The organism is Cellulosimicrobium sp. ES-005 (assembly GCF_040448685.1).
Lineage (GTDB): Bacteria > Actinomycetota > Actinomycetes > Actinomycetales > Cellulomonadaceae > Cellulosimicrobium > Cellulosimicrobium cellulans_G.
In genome coordinates this window covers 204,332-223,369 of record NZ_CP159290.1, presented here as the reverse complement: position 1 = coordinate 223,369, position 19,038 = coordinate 204,332, and the positions used below count along the sequence as shown (strand labels likewise).

Sequence of the window (19,038 nt, the reverse complement as noted above, 5' to 3'; positions counted from 1 at the left end):
GTCCTCTGCTCCGGCTCACGAGCGCGCGGGCTCGCGGCGGCGGGCGAGCTGGGCGTCGTGCGCGCGGGGCCGGGCGACCGGGCGCACGGCGGCGAGCGCCCCCGCGACCGTCGCCTCGGCCGTCGGGCCCACCCCGCCGGCCTTGCTCAGCGCGCGCATGACCTGCGTCGCCGTCTCCTGGACCGGGACGCCCGCCTCGCCCGCCGCCTCGGCGAGGAGCTGGCCGGCCGCGACGTCGTCGACGCCGTGCACGGCCATGAGCACGCCCTTGACCTGCTCGACGGCGGCCTGGCTGACGAACGCGCGCGTCACGGCGCGCTGCGACTCGCGCTCCAGCGCCTCCTTGTGGGTCGGGCTGACGTCGACGACGTAGCCCGCGATCTCGACGACGCGGCCGCGAGCGTCCCGGCGGCCCTGGCCCGTCACGACGACCGAGCGGGCCTTGCCGTGCCCGTCGACGATGCGGTGCGCGCACGAGAAGGGGCGGCCGGAGCGGATCGCGTCCGTCGCGGCGCGGACGACGCGGGCCCGGTCGTCGGGGTGCTTGCGCGAGCGCAGCGCGTCCAGGCTCGGCTCGACGTCCCCCGGCGTCCAGCCGTGCATCGTGTACACCTCGTCCGACCACCACCAGGTCCCGGTGCCGAGCTCGACGCGGTACTGCCCCACGAGCAGGTGCGTGCCCACGGCGAGCACCTCGGCGAGGGCTGCGGGGCGCACGGGAGCGGTCTGCTCGGGGCTGGGGGTGGTGGTCGCGGAGATCGAGGCCATGGTGTCCTCCCAAAGTTCGGGGGGCTGCGGGCCGCTTCATGACTCCGCCTCCAACCTAGCCCACTCGTCCGGAGTCGGCACCCGGGCTCCGCTACGGTGCGGGCATGACCCGCGAGCCGCGCCGGACGATCGCCCAGCACGCCGACGACGCGCTCGCGCTCGTCCGCCCGACGCCGTCGACGGACGTCCCGCTCGAGGACGCGGTCGGGGCGGTCCTCGCGGCGGACGTCGTCTCGACGCTCGACGCGCCCGCGTTCGACGCGTCCGCGATGGACGGGTACGCGGTGCGGTCGGAGGACGTGGCCGGGGCCACGACGGCGTCGCCGGTCGCGCTGCGCGTGGTCGGCGACGTCGCGGCGGGGGCACCGGGGCTCGACACCCTCCTCGGGGCCGGCGAGGCGGTCCGGGTCATGACCGGGGCGCCGGTGCCGCGCGGCGCCGACCTCGTGGTTCCGGTCGAGCGCACGTCGACCGGGCGGTTCACGCCGGGGGCGGCCGGGAGCGGCCCCGCGACCGTCGAGGTCCACGACGCGTCGCGCAGCAACGTGCGGGCGCGGGGCGAGGACGTGCGCCGCGGTGACGTGGTCGTGGAGGCGGGAGCCGTGCTGACGGCTCGGCACGTCTCGGTCGCGGCGTCGGCGGGGCACGCGACCGTGCCGGTGCACCGCGCGCCCCGCGTCGCGGTGCTCTCCACGGGCAGCGAGCTCGTCGCGCCGGGGACCGCGCCGGGGCCGGGTCGGATCCCCGACTCGAACTCCGTCCTGCTCGCCGCGTCGGCGCGCGCGGCCGGGGCGCACGTCGTGCGGCGGGGCGCGGTCGGCGACACGGCCGCCGCGCTCGTCGCGGCCCTCGACGACCTGCTGGGTGCGTTCGACGGCGCCTCGCCCGACCTCCTCGTCAGCACGGGCGGGGTGAGCGCGGGCGCGTTCGACGTCGTGCGCGAGATCCTCGACCCCGCGACGCGCGCCGGGACGGCGTGGGAGGGCGCCGTCGCCGACGCGCGGCTCGTCGCCGTCGGGATGCAGCCCGGCAAGCCGCAGGGCCTCGCGCGGTGGCGCGGCGTCCCGTGGCTCGCGCTGCCCGGCAACCCCGTGAGCGCGTTCGTGTCGTTCGAGCTGTTCGTGCGCCCCGTCCTGGACCGCCTGCGGGGCGTCCCCGGGCAGGGGCGTGCGCTCGTCGGCCGCGTCGCCGCCGAGGGCTGGTCCTCGCCGGCAGGCCGCGAGCAGCTCGTGCTCGTGCGGCACACCGCGGCCGACGGCGCCCGCGTCGTCCCGGCCGGCCGGCACCGCGACCGCGGGGCGGACCCCGCGGAGGCGCGGGGGTCCGGCTCGCACCGCGTGAGCGCGCTCGCGCACGCCGACGCGCTCGCCGTCGTCGGCGCGGACGTCACGTCGGTCGAGCCCGGCGACGCCGTCCGGGTCCTGCTCCTGGACTGATCGTCGGGAACCCTCTCCGCACGCGCGTGCGAGAGTGGCGCCATGAGCCCCACGCACGACTTCACGCACCTGGACGAGCGCGGCCACGCCCGCATGGTCGACGTCACCGCCAAGCAGCCCACCGTCCGTTCCGCGACGGCGACCGGCGTCGTGCGGTGCTCGCCGGAGATCGTCGCGGCGCTGCGCGACGGCACCGTCCCCAAGGGCGACGTGCTCGCCGTCGCGCGCATCGCGGGCATCGCGGGCGCCAAGCGCACAGCGGAGCTGCTGCCGCTCGCGCACGTCATCGGGGTGCACGGCGCGGTCGTCGACCTCGTCGTGGGCGACCACGGCGTCGACGTCACCGCGACCGTGCGCACCGCCGACCGCACGGGCGTCGAGATGGAGGCACTCACCGCCGTGGCCGTCGCGGGCCTCGCGGTCGTCGACATGGTCAAGGGGCTCGACAAGTCCGTCGAGCTCACGGACGTGCGCCTCGTCGCCAAGACCGGGGGCAAGTCCGGCGACTGGCACCGCGAGCCGTGACGGAACCCCGCCCGGCGTTCGCCTTCGACGCCCTCGTGCTGGCCGGAGGTCGCGCGGCGCGGCTCGGGACGCCCAAGCCGGGCGTCGTCGTCGGGGGCCGTCCCCTGCTGGAGCACGCGCTCGCGGCGACCGCCGGCGCGGTGCGGACCGTCGTCGTCGGGCCGGACGAGCTCGCCGACCCCGCCCGCTACGCCCTGACGCGCGAGGACCCGCCCTTCGGGGGGCCCGTCGCGGGCATCGCGGCCGGGCTGGCGGCCCTGCCCGGGCCTGACGACGGCGGCGCGGCCTGGGTGCTCGTGCTCGCGTGCGACGTCCCCCGGGCCGCGGAGGCGGTGCCCGCGCTGCTCGCCGCGGCGCGCCGGCGGACGGACGAGGTGGCCGTGCACGCGGTGCGCGGCGGGCGCGACCAGTGGCTCGTGGGGCTCTACGAGCGGGCGGCGCTCCAGGGCGCGCTCGACGCCCTGCCCGCGGTGCACGGCGCCTCGGTGCGCCGCCTGCTCGCGGGACTGCCCGCGCTCGCCGTCCCCGACGAGGACGGCGCCACCGACGACGTCGACACGTGGGAGGATGCCCGCGAGCAGGACCGCCGCCTGGGCGCGGGTGCGGAACCGGCGCCCGACGACACCCCCGACGACAGCAGGAGGCCACGATGACGAACTTGGAGCGCTGGGTCGACGCGCTGGCGGGCGACCTCGACCTCGACCCCCAGGTGGTGGACATCGGCGCGATCCTGGACCTCGCGCGCGACGCCGCGCACGGCATCGAGCGTCCGGCCGCGCCCCTCACGACGTTCGTCGCGGGCTACGTCGCCGGGCTGGCCGCGCACGACGGCTCGGGCCGTACCGTGCAGGACGTCCTGGACCGCGCCGCCGAGCTCGCGCTCGCGTGGACGCCGGAGCCCGAGCTGCCCAGCACGGCGGCGGCCGAGACGCAGGACTGACCGATGGTGACCGTCCGCTACTTCGCCGGGGCGCGCGACGCCGCCGGCACCGAGACGGAGAGCGTCGACGCGACGACGGCCGGCGAGCTGCACGCCGCGCTCGTCGCCCGCCACCCCGCCCTGGCGGACGTGCTCCCCCGCTGCTCGCTCCTCGTCGGCGGCATCCGCGCGTCCACCGACGCCACCCCGATCGGCACGGACGAGACGGTCGACGTCCTGCCCCCGTTCGCAGGCGGCTGACCCGGCCCCGCGCCGAGCAGGCACGGATCGCCTGGTGTCAGTGGTCGCCGCCGTCGAGCTGGGTGAGGACGTGCGGGAGGAGCGGCTCCAGGACCGCCCAGCCGTCGCGCACGCCGCCCGTCGAGCCGGGCAGGTTCACGACGAGCACCCGGCCCTCCGGGCCCGACGCGATCCCCGCGAGCCCGCGCGACAGCACGGCGGCCGGCACGTGCGCGGCGCCGCGCCGGCGCAGCTCCTCCGCGACGCCGGGGAGCTCCTGCGCCAGGACCTCGCGCGTCCCCTCGGGCGTGAGGTCGCGCGGCCCGACGCCGGTCCCGCCGGTCGTGAGCACGACGCGCGCTCCCCCGGCCACGGCCCGGTCGACGGCATCGCGGACGGAGGCGACGCCGTCGGGCACGAGGTCCGTGACGACCGGCCAGCCCGCCGCCTCCAGGAGCCCCGCGAGGAGCGGTCCCGAGCGGTCCTCCGCCTCGCCGCGCGAGCAGCGGTCGGACACGGTGACGACGGCGACGGTCGCGTCCGCGGCCGGTCCGGTGGCTTGGCTCATGGCGCCACGGTAGCGACCCGCGTGGCCGGGTAGGGCGGGGTGTCGGGCGCGTCGCGCTCGGCGCGCGCGATCCGCCCGTTCTGGGCATAGTGGCTGTGGACCGACCCGCCGTCCCTGCTCGCCCAGGAGGCCCGCATGTCGTACGTGTCCGTGCCGTCAGTGCTGCCGGTGCGCGGGCCCTCGCGACCGCTCCGTGCCCGGCCCTCGACGTCCGGCGGCGGGCGAACGGCATGACGACGACGTCGGACGGTCCCGTCGAGGACGCGCTGCTGCGGCTCGGCAAGCACCTGCGGCGCGGGCGGGTGTCCGACGACCTGCGGCAGGTGTTCCTGACCGGCGGGCGCCAGGGCGACGTGTTCTACCGCGACCGCTGGTCCCACGACAAGGTCGTGCGCTCCACCCACGGCGTGAACTGCACCGGGTCCTGCTCCTGGAAGGTCTACGTCAAGGACGGCATCATCACCTGGGAGACCCAGCAGACCGACTACCCCTCCGTCGGCCCCGACTCCCCCGAGTACGAACCCCGCGGCTGCCCCCGCGGCGCCGCGTTCTCCTGGTACACCTACTCCCCCACCCGCGTGCGCTACCCCTACGTCCGCGGCACCCTGCTCGACCTGTACCGGCGGGCGAAGGACGAGGTGGGCGGCGACCCCGTGCTCGCGTGGGAGAAGGTCACGTCCGACCCGGAGTCGGCCCGCGCCTACAAGTCGGCGCGCGGCAAGGGCGGGCTCGTGCGCGCCACCTGGGACGAGACCGCCGAGATCGTCGCCGCCGCCCACGTCCACACCATCAAGACCTACGGACCCGACCGCGTCGCCGGGTTCTCCCCCATCCCCGCGATGTCGATGGTGTCGCACGGGGTGGGTTCGCGGTTCGTGCAGCTCCTGGGCGGGAGCATGCTGTCGTTCTACGACTGGTACGCCGACCTCCCGGTCGCCTCCCCCCAGGTGTTCGGCGACCAGACCGACGTCCCCGAGTCCGCCGACTGGTGGAACTCCACCTACTGCATCATGTGGGGCTCCAACGTCCCGGTCACGCGCACCCCCGACGCCCACTTCATGGCCGAGGCCCGCTACCGCGGGCAGAAGGTCGTCGTCGTCTCCCCCGACTACGCCGACAACACCAAGTTCGCCGACGAGTGGCTCGCACCCCATCCCGGCACCGACGGCGCCCTCGCCCAGGCCATGGGCCACGTCATCCTCACCGAGCACTACGCGCAGCGCCGCACCCCGCAGTTCGCCGAGTACGCGGCGCGCTTCACCGACCTCCCGCACCTCGTCGTCCTCGACGAGCACGGCGACGCGCCGGGGCCCGGCCGCGCCACGTACGTCCCGGGGAAGTTCCTCACCGCGGCGGACCTGCCCGACGGCGTCGGGCGCCCCGGCGACGACGACGCCGCCTCCTCGAACGCGCGCTTCAAGACCGTCGTGCTCGACGCCGACGGCACGCCGCGCGTCCCGAACGGGAGCCTCGGCCACCGCTACGGCGAGGCCGACGCGGGCCGCTGGAACCTCGACCTCGGCGACATCGACCCGCTGCTCTCGGTCGCCGACCCGCACGGGGTCTTCTGGGGTGCCCCGCAGGCCGCCCCCACTCGCGACACCGTCCCCGGGCGACCGACGTCGACCGACCAGGGCTCTACCTCGGCCGACCAGGGCTCTACCTCGCCCGACCAGGGCTCTACCTCGGCCGACCAGGGCTCTCCCTCGGCGGAGCTCACCTACGAGACGGTCGCCGTCGCGCTGCCGCGGTTCGACCTCGACCCGACGCCGGGCGACGAGGCCGCCGCTCACCTGGGCGGCGCGGGCGTCGTCGTGCGCGGGGTCCCGGCCCGCCGCGTCGGCGGGCGGCTCGTCACGACGGTGCTGGACCTGCTGCTCGCGCAGTACGGCGTGAACCGCCCGGAGCTGGGGCTGCCCGGCGAATGGCCCACGGGCTACGACGACGACGCGACGCCCGCGACGCCCGCGTGGCAGGAGCGGTTCACCGGGGTCCCGGCCGCGGCGGCCGAGCGCATCGGGCGGGAGTTCGCGCAGAACGCGCTGGACTCGGGCGGTCGCTCGATGATCATCATGGGTGCGGGCACCAACCACTGGTTCCACTCCGACACGATCTACCGCGCGATGCTCGCGCTCACGACGCTCACCGGCTGCCAGGGCGTGAACGGCGGCGGGTGGGCGCACTACGTGGGGCAGGAGAAGTGCCGGCCGGTCACGGGCTGGGCGCAGTACGCGGGCGGCCTGGACTGGTCGCGCCCGCCGCGGCAGATGATCGGCACCGCGTTCTGGTACCTCGCGACGGACCAGTGGCGCTACGACGGCCTGCCCGCGGACGCGCTCGCGTCGCCGCTCGCGCAGGGACAGTTCTCCGGGCGCACGACGGCGGACACGCTCGTCGAGTCCGCGCAGCGCGGCTGGATGCCGAGCTTCCCGACGTTCGACCGCAACCCGCTCGACCTGGTGGACGAGGCCCGTGCGGCGGGCAAGGAACCCGCGCAGCACGTGGTCGACGAGCTCAAGGCCGGGAACCTGCGCTTCGCGTGCGAGGACCCGGACGACCCCGCGAACTTCCCCCGCGTCGTGACGGTGTGGCGCGCGAACATCCTCGGGTCGTCGGGCAAGGGCAACGAGTACTTCCTCAAGCACCTGCTCGGCACGGACGCCGCGGTCAACGCGGCCGAGTCGAGCCCCGAGCGCCGCCCGCGGTCGATGACCTGGCGGGACGAGGCGCCGCAGGGCAAGCTCGACCTGCTCGTCACGCTCGACTTCCGCATGACGTCGACGACGCTGTTCTCCGACGTCGTGCTGCCCGCGGCCACCTGGTACGAGAAGCACGACCTGTCCTCGACGGACATGCACCCGTTCGTGCACTCGTTCAACCCGGCGATCAGCCCGCCGTGGCAGACGCGGACCGACTTCGACATCTTCCACACGCTGGCGGGGAAGGTGTCCGAGCTCGCGGTGACGCACCTCGGGGTCCGGGAGGACCTCGTCGCGGCGCCGCTCGCGCACGACACCCCGGACGAGATGGCGGTCCCGCACGGCGCGCTCACCGACTCGGGCCTGCCCGTGACGGAGCGCGAGCTCGTGCCGGGCGTGACGATGCCGAAGCTCGTGGTCGTCGAGCGGGACTACCCGGCGTTCGCCGCGCGCATGGCGTCGCTCGGCCCGCTCACGGAGAAGGCGGGCATGGTGACCAAGGGCGTGCACTTCTCGCCCGCGCCCGAGGTCGCCGACCTCGGACGTCGCAACGGCCTCGTCCAGGACGGTCCTGCGGCCGGGCGCCCGCGCCTGGACCGCGACACGCACGCGTGCGAGATGATCCTCGCGCTGTCGGGGACGACGAACGGCCGGCTCGCGGTGCAGGGGTTCGAGCACGTGGAGCAGCGCACGGGTACCCGGCTCGCGGACCTCGCCCTGGACGAGCAGGGCAAGCGCGTGACGTTCCCGGACGTGCAGTCGCGCCCGACGCCGGTCATCACCTCTCCCGAGTGGTCCGGGTCGGAGCACGGGGGCCGCCGGTACTCGGCGTTCGTCGTCAACGTGGAGCGGCTCAAGCCGTGGCACACGCTCACGGGTCGCCAGCACCTCTACCTCGACCACGACTGGATGATCGAGCTCGGCGAGCACATGCCGATCTTCCGGCCGCCGCTCGACATGCACCGCCTGTTCGGCGACTCGCCGGTCGTGGGCGACACGTCGCCGTCGGGCTACCCCGCCTCCGGCGGTCACGCCGAGGTCGCGGTGCGGTACCTGACGCCGCACAACAAGTGGTCGATCCACTCGGAGTACCAGGACAACCTCTTCATGCTGTCCCTGTCCCGCGGTGGCCCGAACGTCTGGATGTCGCCCGCCGACGCCGCCAAGATCGGGGTCGCGGACAACGAGTGGATCGAGGCGTACAACCGCAACGGCGTGGTCGTGGCGAGGGCGGTGGTCAGCCACCGGATGCCTGAGGGCACGGTGTACATGCACCACGCGACCGACCGCACGATCGACGTCCCGCTCGCCGAGACGTCCGGGCTGCGCGGCGGCATCCACAACTCGCTCACGCGCATCCTCCTCAAGCCGACGCACCTCGCGGGCGGGTACGCCCAGCTCTCCTACGCGTTCAACTACCTCGGGCCCACGGGGAACCAGCGCGACGAGATGACCGTCATCCGCCGACGCAGCCAGGAGGTGCGGTACTCGTGACACGCGTGACACTCGTGACCCGGAGCGGAACGGCGCGGGGCCCGGCCGCGGGCAGGGTGTCGTCGGCGCGGGAGGGGGTGGCGTCGTGCGGGTGATGGCGCAGATGTCGATGGTGATGAACCTGGACAAGTGCATCGGGTGTCACACGTGCTCGGTCACGTGCAAGCAGGCCTGGACGAACCGGACCGGGGTCGAGTATGTGTGGTTCAACAACGTCGAGACCCGTCCCGGGCTGGGGTACCCGCGCACCTACCAGGACCAGGAACGCTGGCAGGGCGGCTGGGTCCGGACCACGAAGGGCAAGCTGAAGCTGCGCGCCGGGGGCCGGTTGAAGAAGCTCGCCACGATCTTCTCCAACCCCGTCCTGCCCTCCATCCACGACTACTACGAACCGTGGACGTACGAGTACGACATGCTCCTGTCGGCCCCCCAGGGCCCCCACACCCCCGTCGCCCGCCCCACGTCGCTGCTGACGGGCAAGGACATGACCATCTCCTGGTCGGCGAACTGGGACGACGACCTCGCCGGCTCCACCACCACCATGGCCGACGACCCGGTCCTGCAGCACATGTCCGAGCACGTCGCGACCGAGCTCGACAAGACGTTCATGTTCTACCTGCCCCGCATCTGCGAGCACTGCCTCAACCCCGCCTGCGTCGCGTCCTGCCCCTCCGGCGCCATGTACAAGCGGGCCGAGGACGGCATCGTCCTCGTGGACCAGGACCAGTGCCGCGGGTGGCGCATGTGCGTCACCGGCTGCCCCTACAAGAAGGTCTACTTCAACCACAAGACCGGCAAAGCCGAGAAATGCACCCTGTGCTACCCCCGCATCGAGGTCGGCCTGCCCACCGTGTGCTCCGAGACCTGCGTCGGACGCCTGCGCTACCTCGGCCTCGTCCTGTACGACGCCGACAAGGTCACCCAAGCCGCGAGCGTGGCGGACGAGCACGACCTCCTCGCCGCCCAACGCGCCGTCTTCCTCGACCCGAACGACCCCGCCGTCATCGCCGCCGCACGACAAGAGGGCATCCCCGAGGACTGGATCACCGCCGCCCAACACTCCCCCATCTGGGACCTCATCACCCGCTACGAGGTCGCCCTGCCCCTGCACCCCGAGTACCGCACCCTGCCCATGGTCTGGTACATCCCACCCCTGTCCCCCGTCGTCGACGTCGTGGCCGCCTCCGGCAACGACGGCGAAGACGGACGCACCCTGTTCGCCGCCATCTCGAAGCTGCGCATCCCCCTGGAATACCTCGCCGGACTCTTCACCGCCGGCGACACCGCCCCCGTCGAACGCGTCCTACGCCGCCTGGCCGCCATGCGCTCCTACATGCGCGACCTCAACCTCGGCCACGAACCCGACGAACACACCGCCACCGCCGTCGGCATGACCGGCGCCGAGATCCAAGAGATGTACCGCCTCCTCGCGATCGCGAAGTACGAAGACCGGTACGTCATCCCCACCGCCCACACCGAGATCGCCCGCGAGCTCGACGAGCTGTCCTGCTCCCTCGACTACGACGGCGGCCCCGGCATGGGCGGCATGGGCCTCACCGGCGGCGGCCCGTTCGGCGAGACGTCGGGGAGCCCGGTGCCCGTCGCGGTCGAGAACTTCCACGTCCTCCAGGCGCGCCAGACGGCGGACTCGCCGTACGGGCCCTCGACACCGGGCCGCGTGAACCTCCTCAACTGGGACGGCAACGGCCGCCCGCCCGGGCTCTTCCCGCCGGGCGAGGACGCGACGACCGGCGGGACCGGCGCGGGTACCGGGACCGGCGGCGTCACGCCCGGGTGCCCCGGTTCGCTGCCCGGGGGTCGGCAGGACGCGCGCCACGACACGATCCCCGGCCCGTCGACGCCCGGTCGACCGGCGGCCGGACCGGCGGGCGGACCGGCACCCGGGAACGGGCCTGGCGTCGAGCCCGACGGGGGCACCCGATGAGGACGCGCTCCCTGCTCCCGACCCCGGCGCTGCGTCCCGGGGCACGACCTCGCGGGCCGCAGCCCGACCACCTGTCGCCGGTCGCGGCGTCGGACACCCAGCGCCGCACGGCGCACATGGCCGCGTCCGTGCTGCTCGCCTACCCCGACGCGGACGTGCTCGACGCGGCCGTCGCCGTCCGGGCCTCGACGCCAGGGCTGCCCGCGCCGGTCCGCGAGCGCCTCGACGCGTTCTGCGACGTGCTGCCGTCGCCCACCGACGCGACGCGCCTGCGCGAGCTCCAGGCCCGCTACGTCGCGACGTTCGACCTCAAGCGCAAGTGCTCGATGTACCTGTCGTACTACGCCGCGGGCGACACCCGGCGGCGCGGGACGGCCCTCGTCGCGTTCGTCGAGGCGTACCGGGCCGCGGGCTGGGAGGTCACGGGCTCGGAGCTGCCCGACTACCTGCCGACCGTGCTCGAGTTCTCGGCCCGCACCGAGGGCGACGACGCCACGATCGCCGCGGGGCTGCTCGCCTCGCACCGCGACGGGATCGAGGTGCTGCGGACCGCGCTCGAGAGCATGGCGAGCCCGTGGACCGGGCTGGTCGAGGCGGTGTGCCTCACCCTGCCGCCGCTCGACGCGCGCACGCGGGAGCGGTACGTCGAGCTCGTGACGGCGGGGCCGCCCGCCGAGCTCGTGGGGATGGAGCCGTTCGCGCTGGAGCCGTACGGCAGCGGGTCCGGCCGAACCGGAGGAGCGGTGCGATGAGCGGGGTGAGCACGGGCGAGATCCTGCTGTGGGTCGTGTTCCCGTACGTGACGTTCGCGGTGTTCGTCGTGGGCTCGGTCTGGCGGTACCGGTACGACAAGTTCGGCTGGACCACGCGGTCGAGCGAGCTCTACGAGAAGCGGCTCCTGCGGCTCGGCTCCCCGCTCTTCCACTTCGGGCTGCTGTTCGTGATCCTCGGGCACCTCATGGGCCTCGTCATCCCCACGTCGTGGACGGAGGCGGTGGGCATCCAGGAGGTCGCCTACCACTTCGTCGCCACGTACATGGGGTCGATCGCGGCGGTCGCGCTCGTCGCCGGGCTGCTCATCCTCGTCTACCGGCGCCGCACCACCGGTCCCGTCTTCCGCGCGACGACGCGCATGGACAAGACGATGTACGTGTTCCTCGCGGCGTCGATCCTGCTCGGGTCGTGGGCGACCGTGCAGACGCAGCTCCTCGCCGGCGGCCACGGGTACGACTACCGAGAGACGATCTCCCCCTGGTTCCGGTCGCTGTGGTACCTCCAGCCGCAGCCCGCGCTCATGGAGGGCGTGCCCGCGGCGTTCCAGCTCCACATCGTCGCCGCCAACCTGCTGTTCATCCTGTGGCCGTTCACGCGGCTCGTGCACGCGTTCTCCGCGCCGGTGCCCTACCTGTTCCGCCCGTACGTGGTGTACCGGTCGCGCGAGGCGTCGGTCGCCGCGCGCGCCCCGCGGCCCGGCTGGGACCCCTCGGAGCGCCCGCGCGGACGGTGATCCGGGCCAACCGCACCGGCCTCGCGACGTACCAGGTCAGCGGCAGGAAATCGCCGCCGCGGCCCGAGCGCCGGCTCGCGACGGCCGGGTGAAAAGGGCGGCACGGCGACCACGGAACGCCCCGACGCCCCCTCCTTCCAGGGGCGGTCACCCCGACCGCGACCGTCACCCGGAAGAGGTCCGAGCATGTCCACCACCGCCCCGACGACCGCCGGTCGCCCCCGCGCCGTCCGCCCGTCCGCGTCGTCCACCACGCCCGCCGCCCGGCGCCGCGCGTCCGTCCTGCCGGCGCGCCTGGCCGGCCGCGTCGACGCTGCCGTCGCCGCCACCGCGCGCTTCCTCACGCGCTGGTCCGTGCCCGCGCTGCGCGTCGCCCTCGGCCTCGTGTTCCTCGGGTTCGGCGTCCTGAAGTTCTTCCCCGGCGCGAGCCCGGCGGAGTCGATCGCGGCGCGGACCGTCGAGACGCTCACGTTCGGCCTCGTCGGCGGGACGGCGGCCGTGATCTTCACCGCGGTCCTCGAGACCTTCATCGGCCTGACCCTCCTCACGGGCCGCCTCCTGCGGGCCGGGCTGGTCGCTCTCGCCGTCGCGATGGCCGGCATCCTGTCGCCGATCGCCCTGTTCGCCGGCGAGCTGTTCGGCCACGGCATGACCCTCCTGGGCCAGTACGTGCTCAAGGACCTCGTGCTCGTCGCCGGCGCTGCCGTCGTGGCAGCGGTCGCCCTCGGTGCCCGGCTGAAGCTCGACGCATGACACCCAGGCGCTCCCACGCCTTCCACGACCCGACGAGAAGGACCCCGTGACCGGCACAGGACACGGGGTCCTTCGCTCTCCAGACGCCCAGCACGCGGCGTCGGACCCGCTCGTTACGCTTCCTCGCGACCGGCTGTGCGCTCAGCAGCAGCCAACGGCAAGGGGGCGGTGTGGTCACCTACGACGAGCTCGAGATCGAGACCAGACGCGACAGGCGGCGCAACTTCAAGAAGACGCCGCGGGTCCTCTTCGGACGAACCTGCGACGACGAGATGGTTCACCGACTGGTCCACGAAGGAATAGAACGCGAGGACTGGGTGCGAGCATCCGTCGCGGCTGACCAGGCGGTCGATGACGCGACCACCCACGCCGTTGTCCGGCCGGCGCTGAGCATCGCGATGTGGGTCGCGTCGGCGTCGATCGCGCTGGTCGGCATCCAGATCGTTCTCGCACTGTCATGGCCCATGGCGTCGGATCTTCCGGAGCTGAGACTTGCTGGGCTCCAGACCGTCGGTTTCCTCGTTGGCGCCGTGGCATGCTTGGCTCTCGGGGTCTGGTTCGCCACGGAAGGCCGCGAACAGGCCCAGGAGCGCCACGATGCGCTTGCGTGGCGATGCGCGCTGGCCAAAGCCCTCGTCTGTGAATCCGTCGCTGCGCAAGAGATGCCTTCGACGATGCACGATGACGCACACCTCTGCGGCCCTGTCACCTGGCTCCGACGGCTGGCGAAGAGGTAACCGCTCGCTGTCCGGGCGTCCCGACACGACGCGCCCACCACCTGCTGACGGGCATGTGCTCGTCGACGCCCGTGACCGCCCGGTGCCGTCCTTGCTGCAGTGGGGCTCAGAGGGTGCGAGACATGTACGTGCTGTTCGGGTCGTCCGTGTAGTCGGCGAACGGTGCGCACGGCACGAACCCGTGGCGCGCGTAGAGGCGACGCGCGGGCGCGAAGTAGTCCTCCGCGCCCGTCTCCAGGCTCACGCGGTCGAGCCCACGGTTGCGTGCGACGTCGAGCAGGTGCGCGAGGACCGTCGCGGCGACGCCCCGGCCCCGCGCGGCCGCCGTCGTGCGCATGGACTTGAGCTCGCCCAGCGTCGCGTCGTGCTGCTTGAGCGCACCGCACCCCAGGAGACCGCCGTCCGCGGAGCGCGCGGTGACGAAGGTGATGTCCGGCGCGCGCAGCCGCTCCGCGTCCAGCGCGTGCACGCTCTCCGGCGGCGACGTCGCGTGCATCTCGTCCAGGTGCTCCTGCAGCAGCGCCAGCACGTCCTCGGCCGCCAGGTCCTCGACGGCGACGCGCACGCCCGCCCGGGTCGTCGTCTCGCTCACGCCCCGAGCGTGCCACACGGCCGGGGACGTCGTGCGCCGCGTCGACGTCGCGCGACCCGTCCGTGGAAGCAGCGCTCGCGCCGTGGCGCAGCAGTCGACCTTGGCGGCCGGACGACGCGCGCGAGCTCAGGAGTCGAGGGACGCGAGCACCTCGTCGACGGCGGACCAGAGCTGTCGTCGCGCGTCGAGTCCGGCGGCGTCCCGCGCGGCGTCACCGGTGGAGTACTCCATCCACGGCGGCGGGGAGACGTCGTGGCCCGCGCCCTCGCCCACGATCGCGACGGTGGTGCCCTGCCCGCGACTGTCCAGAGCTCGTTCAGCACGACGGAGGTACCCGCACGAGTACCAGACGTCGTCCTCGGTCCCGCACGCGAGGATCACGGGCCCGGTGATCGAGTCGACGGGGATCCGCGCCGCGGGGTCGGCGTCGCTCGCTGCGGTCCAGTCCGCCGAGCACGGGAGCGCCTCACCGCCGAGCGTCCATGCGGAGACAGACGCGTCCGGATATCCGCACATGACCGCGTCGGCGCCGACCGGGGCGATCGCGCCCTGCACGAGGTCCGGCCGGTTCGCCGCGAGCCACAGCGCCATCTCCCCACCGCGCGACGCACCGAACGCGAGCACGGCGTCGCCGTCCACGCCCGGCTGCTCCCGGAGCCACGCGAGCGCGTCGAGGAACGTCTCCACCGGCACCTCCTCGAGCGCGGCCGGCTGGTCGACGCCCTTGAAGTAGCCGATCCCGAGGGCCGGGTACCCCAGTCCGGCGATCGCCTCCGCGAACGCCCGCCCGCCCTGCGACCCACCCTCCGACCCGCCGAACGCGAGGACGGCGGGCCGCGGGTCATCGGCGGAGAGCCCCTCCGGGACGGCGTAGGCCCCGGGGAAGCCCTCGGGCCCGGTCTCGTGCACGGTGACCTCGGACGTCGGCGTCGGACCCTGGGCCGGGGGCGCCGCGGCGTCGGGCGCGAGCGTGGTCGGCGCCGGCTCCTGCGGCGTCGCGCCCCCGGTGCACGCGGCGAGCGTCGCCGGCACGAGGGCCGCCAGCACGCCGCACGCCCTGGTGCGGCGGGCAGAGCGGCCCGGTCGAGAATCACGCCGTCGTGAGAACATACGGCACCCTAACAAACACCCCGAGAGCCACGCGCCGAGCCGCGGTCCCGTGACCTGGCGAGCACACTCCGGTCGAGCGATGCACGGGCGTTCGAGCGATGCACGCCCGGGCGCGTCCCTCGGGCGCACGGTGCACCACTGAGCGAGCACCCCGGTGCTTGGCGTCCGTCTCTCGGGGTTTCCACGGTCCTGCGACGTGACACTCCGCAGGTGCGGGTCTATCGTCGCCACCATGCCGCATTTTCGGATTCGAGAGGCCGCGAGCCTGCTCGGGGTGAGCGACGACACCGTCCGTCGGTGGGTCGACGCCGGCGAGCTCGCGGCGAGCGTCGACGACGCCGGGCGCAAGGTCGTCGAGGGCGCGGAGCTCGCGCGCTTCGCCGTCGCGCAGTCGCACCCGACGCCCGACCCGTCCGGCGTCGCCCGCTCGGCGCGCAACCGGTTCGTCGGGATCGTGACGGGCGTCGTGAGCGACACCGTGATGTCCCAGGTCGAGATGCTCTGCGGGGGCCAGCGCGTGGTCTCGCTCATGAGCACCGAGGCCGTGCGCGAGCTGCGCCTCGAGCCCGGGAGCCTGGCCGTCGCGGTCGTCAAGGCGACGACCGTCATCGTCGAGACCCCGGGAGGAGCCGCGTGAGCGCGTCCGCACGGCCCCGCCCGACCACCCGCCCGACCCTCGCGCACCGCCGGACCCGGCGCACCCTCGCGGCGCTCGGGGCGGCGACGCTCCTCGCCGCGTGCGGCACGGGCGCGGACGGCGGGGGCGACGCCGCGTCGTCGGACGGTGCCGCGGAGCCCGCGAGCACGCCGGCCGAGGAGAGCACGCTCACGGTCCTCGCCGCCGCGTCGCTGCGCGACGTGTTCACGGACCTCGCGGCGGACTTCGAGGCCGAGCACGAGGGCGTGACCGTGGCGCTGTCGTTCGCGGGGTCGTCCGACCTGGGCGACCAGATCCTCGCCGGGGCGCCGGCCGACGTCTTCGCCTCCGCGGACGAGCGCACCATGGCCCGGGTCATCGAGGCGGGCGACGCGTCCGACCCGGTCGCGTTCGCGACGAACACGCTGACGGTCGTCACCCCGCCCGGCAACCCGGCCGGCGTCGAGACCTTCGCCGACCTCGCGCGCGAGGACGTCAAGGTCGTGGTGTGCGCGCCCGAGGTCCCGTGCGGCGCCGCGACCGACGCGGTCGCCGGGGCCGCGGGCGTCACCGTCCACCGCGTGAGCGAGGAGGCGAGCGTCACGGACGTGCTCGCCAAGGTCACGTCGGGCGAGGCCGACGCAGGCCTCGTGTACGTCACGGACGCGACCCTCGCGGGCGACGCCGTCGACGTGGTCGACGTGCCCGAGACCGACGCGGCGCTCAACGTCTACCCGATCGCGCTCGTCGCGGCGGCCGAGCGGTCCGGCCCGGAGCAGGTCGAGCTCGCGCGGGCGTGGATCGACCTCGTGACCGGCGACGCCGGGCAGGCCGCGCTCGCCGCCGCGGGCTTCGGCCCGCCGAACGCCTCCGCGCCGTGACGTCCGCGGCACCCGGCGAGTCCTGATGCGCGGGCTCCCCCGCTGGGTCCTCGTCCCGGCGCTGCTCGGCGCGCTGTTCGTCGTCGTCCCCGTGGTGGCGATGGTCGCGCGCGTCGAGCCGACGCCGGGGCCCGACGGGACCGGCGGCTTCTGGGCCCTCGTGACGTCCCCGGCCGCGGTCGACGCGCTCGGGCTGTCCCTGCGCACCGCGCTCGTCGCGACGCTGTGCTGCGTCGTGCTCGGCACGCCCATGGCGCTCGTCCTCGCGCGCACGACGTTCCCCGGGCAGCGCGTCGCGCGCGCCCTCGTCCTGCTCCCGCTCATCCTGCCGCCCGTGGTCGGCGGCATCGCGCTGCTCCACACGTTCGGGCGACGCGGGCTGATCGGCCGGCACCTCGAGGTGCTGGGGATCGAGATCGCGTTCACCACGACGGCCGTCGTCATCGCGCAGACCTTCGTCGCCCTCCCGTTCCTCGTCCTGAGCCTCGAGGGCGCGCTGCGCACGCAGGACGCGCGCCTCGAGGACGTCGCCGCGACGCTCGGCGCCCGCCCGACGACGGTGCTGCGCCGCGTCACCCTCCCGCGCGTCCTGCCGGGGCTGACGTCGGGCGCGGTGCTCGCGTTCGCGCGGGCGCTCGGCGAGTTCGGCGCGACCATCACGTTCGCGGGCGCGCTCCAGGGCGTCACGCAGACCCTGCCGCTCGAGATCTACCTCCAGCGCAGCGCCGACCCGGACGCCGCCGTCGCGCTGTCGTTCGTGCTCGTCGTCGTGGCCGTGCTCATCACGGCCGCCGTCCACGGCCCGCGCGTGCTCGGGGGCCCGGACGCCCGGACGGCGCGACCGCGGCGCGGGGGCCGGGTGGCCCGCGGGCCGGGCACCCTGCCCGACGGCGATCGGCTCGTCCAGGAGGACGTCTCGCCCGGGGCTGACGACGACCGGGTGACGGCAGCCGCCGCGGACCCGACCCCGCGCGCCGGCGGGGCCCCCGCCGCGCTCGCCGTGCGCGCCGTCGTCCCCGACCGCGGGCTCGACGTCGACCTCGCGCTCGCCCCGGGCGAGGTCGTCGCGGTGCTCGGCGAGAACGGCGCGGGCAAGTCGACGCTCGTGCAGGTCGTCGCGGGCCTCCTCCCACCCGGTGACGCGCCCGGCGCCCGGGTCGCCGTGGGGGACGACGACGTCACGCGCGCCGCGCCGCGCCGCCGCCGGGTCGCGTGGCTGAGCCAGCGGCCGCTGCTGTTCGCGAACCTGTCGGTCGAGGACAACGTCGCGTTCGGCCTCCGGGCGCGGGGCGTGCCACGCTCGCGCGCCCGGCGCGAGGCCCGGGCCGCGCTCGGGCACGTCGGCGCCGCCCACCTCGCGACCCGGCGCGCGACCGACCTCTCCGGCGGGCAGGCGCAGCGCGTCGCGATCGCCCGGGCGCTCGTCACCGACCCCCGCGTCCTCCTGCTGGACGAGCCGCTGGCCTCGCTCGACGTCGGCGTCGCGCAGCACGTGCGGTCGGTGCTGCACCACGCGCAGCGCGAGCACCCGCGCACGACGCTCCTCGTGACCCACGACCTGCTCGACGTACTGCTGCTGGCGGACCGCGTCGTCGTCCTGGACGACGGCCGCGTCGTCGAGGACGGTCCGGTGGACCAGGTCCTCACGCGGCCGCGGTCCCGGTTCGCGGCCCGCCTCGCGGGTGTGAACCTGCTCGCGGGGAGCGTCGTCCATGTCGCCGTGCCGGAGCCCGTCACGGTGGGCAGCCTCGGGACGGCGCCGGGCTCCGCCGGCGCGGACGCGGCTCTGGTCCGCACCGAGGCGGGGCCGGAGGAGGCCGCCGCACGCGAGGCGACCCTCGCCGTCGACGGCACCGAGGTCCGTGTGCGCGGGACGGCGGGCGATCCGCTCGCCGTCGGCGACGGGGCCGTCGCGGTGTTCGAGCCGCGCGCGGTCGCGGTGCACCGGGCGACCCCCGAGGGCAGCCCGCGCAACGCGTACCGGGTCGTCGTGACGAGCGTCGAGCCGCACGGACCGCTCCTGCGCGTGTGGGGCCGCGTGGCCGGCGAGGACCCGGGTGCCCCGGCCGCGGGAGCCCCGGCCGCCGTCGGCCACGACGCCCCGCACCTGGCCGCCGACCTCACGCCGCGCGCCGTCGCCGAGCTGCGCCTGACCCCGGGCGAGCGCGCGTGGTTCGTCATCAAGGCGGCCGAGGTGCGCATCCACCCCCACTGACACGCCGAACCC

At 74.9% G+C, this 19,038-nt stretch carries 18 protein-coding genes and 1 pseudogene; 15 read left to right on the top strand and 4 right to left on the bottom strand.

Features of this window, described 5'->3' with window-relative positions:
- Nucleotides 1-15: 15 nt before the first annotated feature.
- Nucleotides 16-768: a PAS and ANTAR domain-containing protein gene (locus ABRQ22_RS00945; RefSeq protein WP_353708259.1), complete on the bottom strand. Its 753-nt coding sequence runs from the start codon at nucleotides 766-768 to the stop codon at nucleotides 16-18.
- A gap of 104 nt (nucleotides 769-872) precedes the next feature.
- On the opposite strand from ABRQ22_RS00945, the gene glp reads away from it, so the two are divergent.
- From glp to ABRQ22_RS00920, 5 genes are read left to right on the top strand one after another with little or no spacing between them, the layout of a single operon-like run.
- Entirely contained in the window at nucleotides 873-2,204 is a 1,332-nt protein-coding gene (gene glp / locus ABRQ22_RS00940; protein ID WP_353708258.1) for a gephyrin-like molybdotransferase Glp, read from the top strand.
- 42 nt (nucleotides 2,205-2,246) lie between these two features.
- Nucleotides 2,247-2,729, top strand: a complete 483-nt coding sequence (moaC, locus tag ABRQ22_RS00935) for a cyclic pyranopterin monophosphate synthase MoaC (protein WP_047233669.1) — start codon at nucleotides 2,247-2,249, stop codon at nucleotides 2,727-2,729.
- Entirely contained in the window at nucleotides 2,726-3,382 is a 657-nt protein-coding gene (locus tag ABRQ22_RS00930; RefSeq protein WP_353708257.1) for an NTP transferase domain-containing protein, read from the top strand. The genes moaC and ABRQ22_RS00930 overlap by 4 nt, the downstream gene beginning before the upstream one ends.
- Nucleotides 3,379-3,669, top strand: coding sequence for a DUF6457 domain-containing protein (locus tag ABRQ22_RS00925; RefSeq protein WP_253054244.1), 291 nt, complete (start codon nucleotides 3,379-3,381; stop codon nucleotides 3,667-3,669). Before ABRQ22_RS00930 ends, ABRQ22_RS00925 begins: the two co-directional genes overlap by 4 nt.
- A 3-nt stretch (nucleotides 3,670-3,672) precedes the next feature.
- Complete coding sequence (locus ABRQ22_RS00920) at nucleotides 3,673-3,909, top strand: MoaD/ThiS family protein (RefSeq protein WP_253054246.1); 237 nt, start codon at nucleotides 3,673-3,675, stop codon at nucleotides 3,907-3,909.
- A 37-nt stretch (nucleotides 3,910-3,946) separates the two neighbouring features.
- On the opposite strand, the gene ABRQ22_RS00915 is transcribed toward ABRQ22_RS00920, so the two are convergent.
- On the bottom strand, nucleotides 3,947-4,456 hold the full coding sequence (locus tag ABRQ22_RS00915) for a MogA/MoaB family molybdenum cofactor biosynthesis protein (RefSeq protein ID WP_253054248.1): 510 nt from the start codon (nucleotides 4,454-4,456) through the stop codon (nucleotides 3,947-3,949).
- Between the two features lie 230 nt (nucleotides 4,457-4,686).
- Between ABRQ22_RS00915 and ABRQ22_RS00910 the strand changes: the two genes are divergently transcribed.
- From ABRQ22_RS00910 to ABRQ22_RS00885, 6 genes are all read left to right on the top strand, one after another.
- Nucleotides 4,687-8,649 (top strand): nitrate reductase subunit alpha, encoded by a 3,963-nt coding sequence (locus tag ABRQ22_RS00910; RefSeq protein ID WP_353708256.1) that lies wholly within the window; start codon nucleotides 4,687-4,689, stop codon nucleotides 8,647-8,649.
- A gap of 85 nt (nucleotides 8,650-8,734) precedes the next feature.
- Nucleotides 8,735-10,594, top strand: coding sequence for a nitrate reductase subunit beta (narH, locus tag ABRQ22_RS00905; protein WP_353708255.1), 1,860 nt, complete (start codon nucleotides 8,735-8,737; stop codon nucleotides 10,592-10,594).
- Nucleotides 10,591-11,346, top strand: coding sequence for a nitrate reductase molybdenum cofactor assembly chaperone (gene narJ / locus ABRQ22_RS00900; protein WP_353708254.1), 756 nt, complete (start codon nucleotides 10,591-10,593; stop codon nucleotides 11,344-11,346). Before narH ends, narJ begins: the two co-directional genes overlap by 4 nt.
- Nucleotides 11,343-12,101: a respiratory nitrate reductase subunit gamma gene (narI, locus tag ABRQ22_RS00895; RefSeq protein ID WP_253054256.1), complete on the top strand. Its 759-nt coding sequence runs from the start codon at nucleotides 11,343-11,345 to the stop codon at nucleotides 12,099-12,101. Before narJ ends, narI begins: the two co-directional genes overlap by 4 nt.
- A 186-nt stretch (nucleotides 12,102-12,287) precedes the next feature.
- Nucleotides 12,288-12,854 carry a DoxX family membrane protein gene (locus tag ABRQ22_RS00890; RefSeq protein WP_353708253.1) on the top strand — a complete coding sequence of 189 codons (567 nt, stop codon included), beginning with the start codon at nucleotides 12,288-12,290 and terminating at the stop codon, nucleotides 12,852-12,854.
- A 170-nt stretch (nucleotides 12,855-13,024) separates the two neighbouring features.
- A complete protein-coding gene (locus tag ABRQ22_RS00885; RefSeq protein ID WP_353708252.1) occupies nucleotides 13,025-13,591 on the top strand; it encodes a hypothetical protein in 567 nt (188 codons plus the stop codon).
- 106 nt (nucleotides 13,592-13,697) lie between these two features.
- Here ABRQ22_RS00885 and ABRQ22_RS00880 read toward each other — a convergent pair whose 3' ends face one another.
- On the bottom strand, nucleotides 13,698-14,183 hold the full coding sequence (locus tag ABRQ22_RS00880) for a GNAT family N-acetyltransferase (RefSeq protein ID WP_353708251.1): 486 nt from the start codon (nucleotides 14,181-14,183) through the stop codon (nucleotides 13,698-13,700).
- 126 nt (nucleotides 14,184-14,309) lie between these two features.
- Nucleotides 14,310-15,230 carry an acyl-CoA thioester hydrolase/BAAT C-terminal domain-containing protein gene (locus ABRQ22_RS00875; RefSeq protein ID WP_353708250.1) on the bottom strand — a complete coding sequence of 307 codons (921 nt, stop codon included), beginning with the start codon at nucleotides 15,228-15,230 and terminating at the stop codon, nucleotides 14,310-14,312.
- Between the two features lie 295 nt (nucleotides 15,231-15,525).
- Here ABRQ22_RS00875 and ABRQ22_RS00870 point away from each other — a divergent pair, with 295 nt between their 5' ends.
- From ABRQ22_RS00870 to ABRQ22_RS00855, 4 genes and pseudogenes are all read left to right on the top strand, one after another.
- Nucleotides 15,526-15,930: a helix-turn-helix transcriptional regulator gene (locus tag ABRQ22_RS00870; protein WP_253054265.1), complete on the top strand. Its 405-nt coding sequence runs from the start codon at nucleotides 15,526-15,528 to the stop codon at nucleotides 15,928-15,930.
- A complete protein-coding gene (gene modA / locus ABRQ22_RS00865) occupies nucleotides 15,927-16,811 on the top strand; it encodes a molybdate ABC transporter substrate-binding protein (protein ID WP_353708249.1) in 885 nt (294 codons plus the stop codon). Before ABRQ22_RS00870 ends, modA begins: the two co-directional genes overlap by 4 nt.
- 25 nt (nucleotides 16,812-16,836) lie before the next feature.
- A pseudogene (locus tag ABRQ22_RS00860) lies at nucleotides 16,837-17,610 on the top strand (ABC transporter permease); the annotation flags it as partial.
- Nucleotides 17,587-19,026, top strand: coding sequence for an ATP-binding cassette domain-containing protein (locus ABRQ22_RS00855; protein WP_353709607.1), 1,440 nt, complete (start codon nucleotides 17,587-17,589; stop codon nucleotides 19,024-19,026). The pseudogene ABRQ22_RS00860 and the gene ABRQ22_RS00855, both read left to right, overlap by 24 nt.
- Nucleotides 19,027-19,038 lie beyond the last annotated feature (12 nt).

What these genes read in the sequence shown, in the direction of transcription:
- ABRQ22_RS00945 (WP_353708259.1), bottom strand. Translation starts at nt 768, where the DNA reads ATGGCCTCGATCTCCGCGACCACCACCCCCAGCCCCGAGCAGACCGCT.
- glp (WP_353708258.1), top strand. Translation starts at nt 873, where the DNA reads ATGACCCGCGAGCCGCGCCGGACGATCGCCCAGCACGCCGACGACGCG.
- moaC (WP_047233669.1), top strand. Translation starts at nt 2,247, where the DNA reads ATGAGCCCCACGCACGACTTCACGCACCTGGACGAGCGCGGCCACGCC.
- ABRQ22_RS00925 (WP_253054244.1), top strand. Translation starts at nt 3,379, where the DNA reads ATGACGAACTTGGAGCGCTGGGTCGACGCGCTGGCGGGCGACCTCGAC.
- ABRQ22_RS00920 (WP_253054246.1), top strand. Translation starts at nt 3,673, where the DNA reads ATGGTGACCGTCCGCTACTTCGCCGGGGCGCGCGACGCCGCCGGCACC.
- ABRQ22_RS00915 (WP_253054248.1), bottom strand. Translation starts at nt 4,456, where the DNA reads ATGAGCCAAGCCACCGGACCGGCCGCGGACGCGACCGTCGCCGTCGTC.
- ABRQ22_RS00910 (WP_353708256.1), top strand. Translation starts at nt 4,687, where the DNA reads ATGACGACGACGTCGGACGGTCCCGTCGAGGACGCGCTGCTGCGGCTC.
- narJ (WP_353708254.1), top strand. Translation starts at nt 10,591, where the DNA reads ATGAGGACGCGCTCCCTGCTCCCGACCCCGGCGCTGCGTCCCGGGGCA.
- narI (WP_253054256.1), top strand. Translation starts at nt 11,343, where the DNA reads ATGAGCGGGGTGAGCACGGGCGAGATCCTGCTGTGGGTCGTGTTCCCG.
- ABRQ22_RS00890 (WP_353708253.1), top strand. Translation starts at nt 12,288, where the DNA reads ATGTCCACCACCGCCCCGACGACCGCCGGTCGCCCCCGCGCCGTCCGC.
- ABRQ22_RS00870 (WP_253054265.1), top strand. Translation starts at nt 15,526, where the DNA reads ATGCCGCATTTTCGGATTCGAGAGGCCGCGAGCCTGCTCGGGGTGAGC.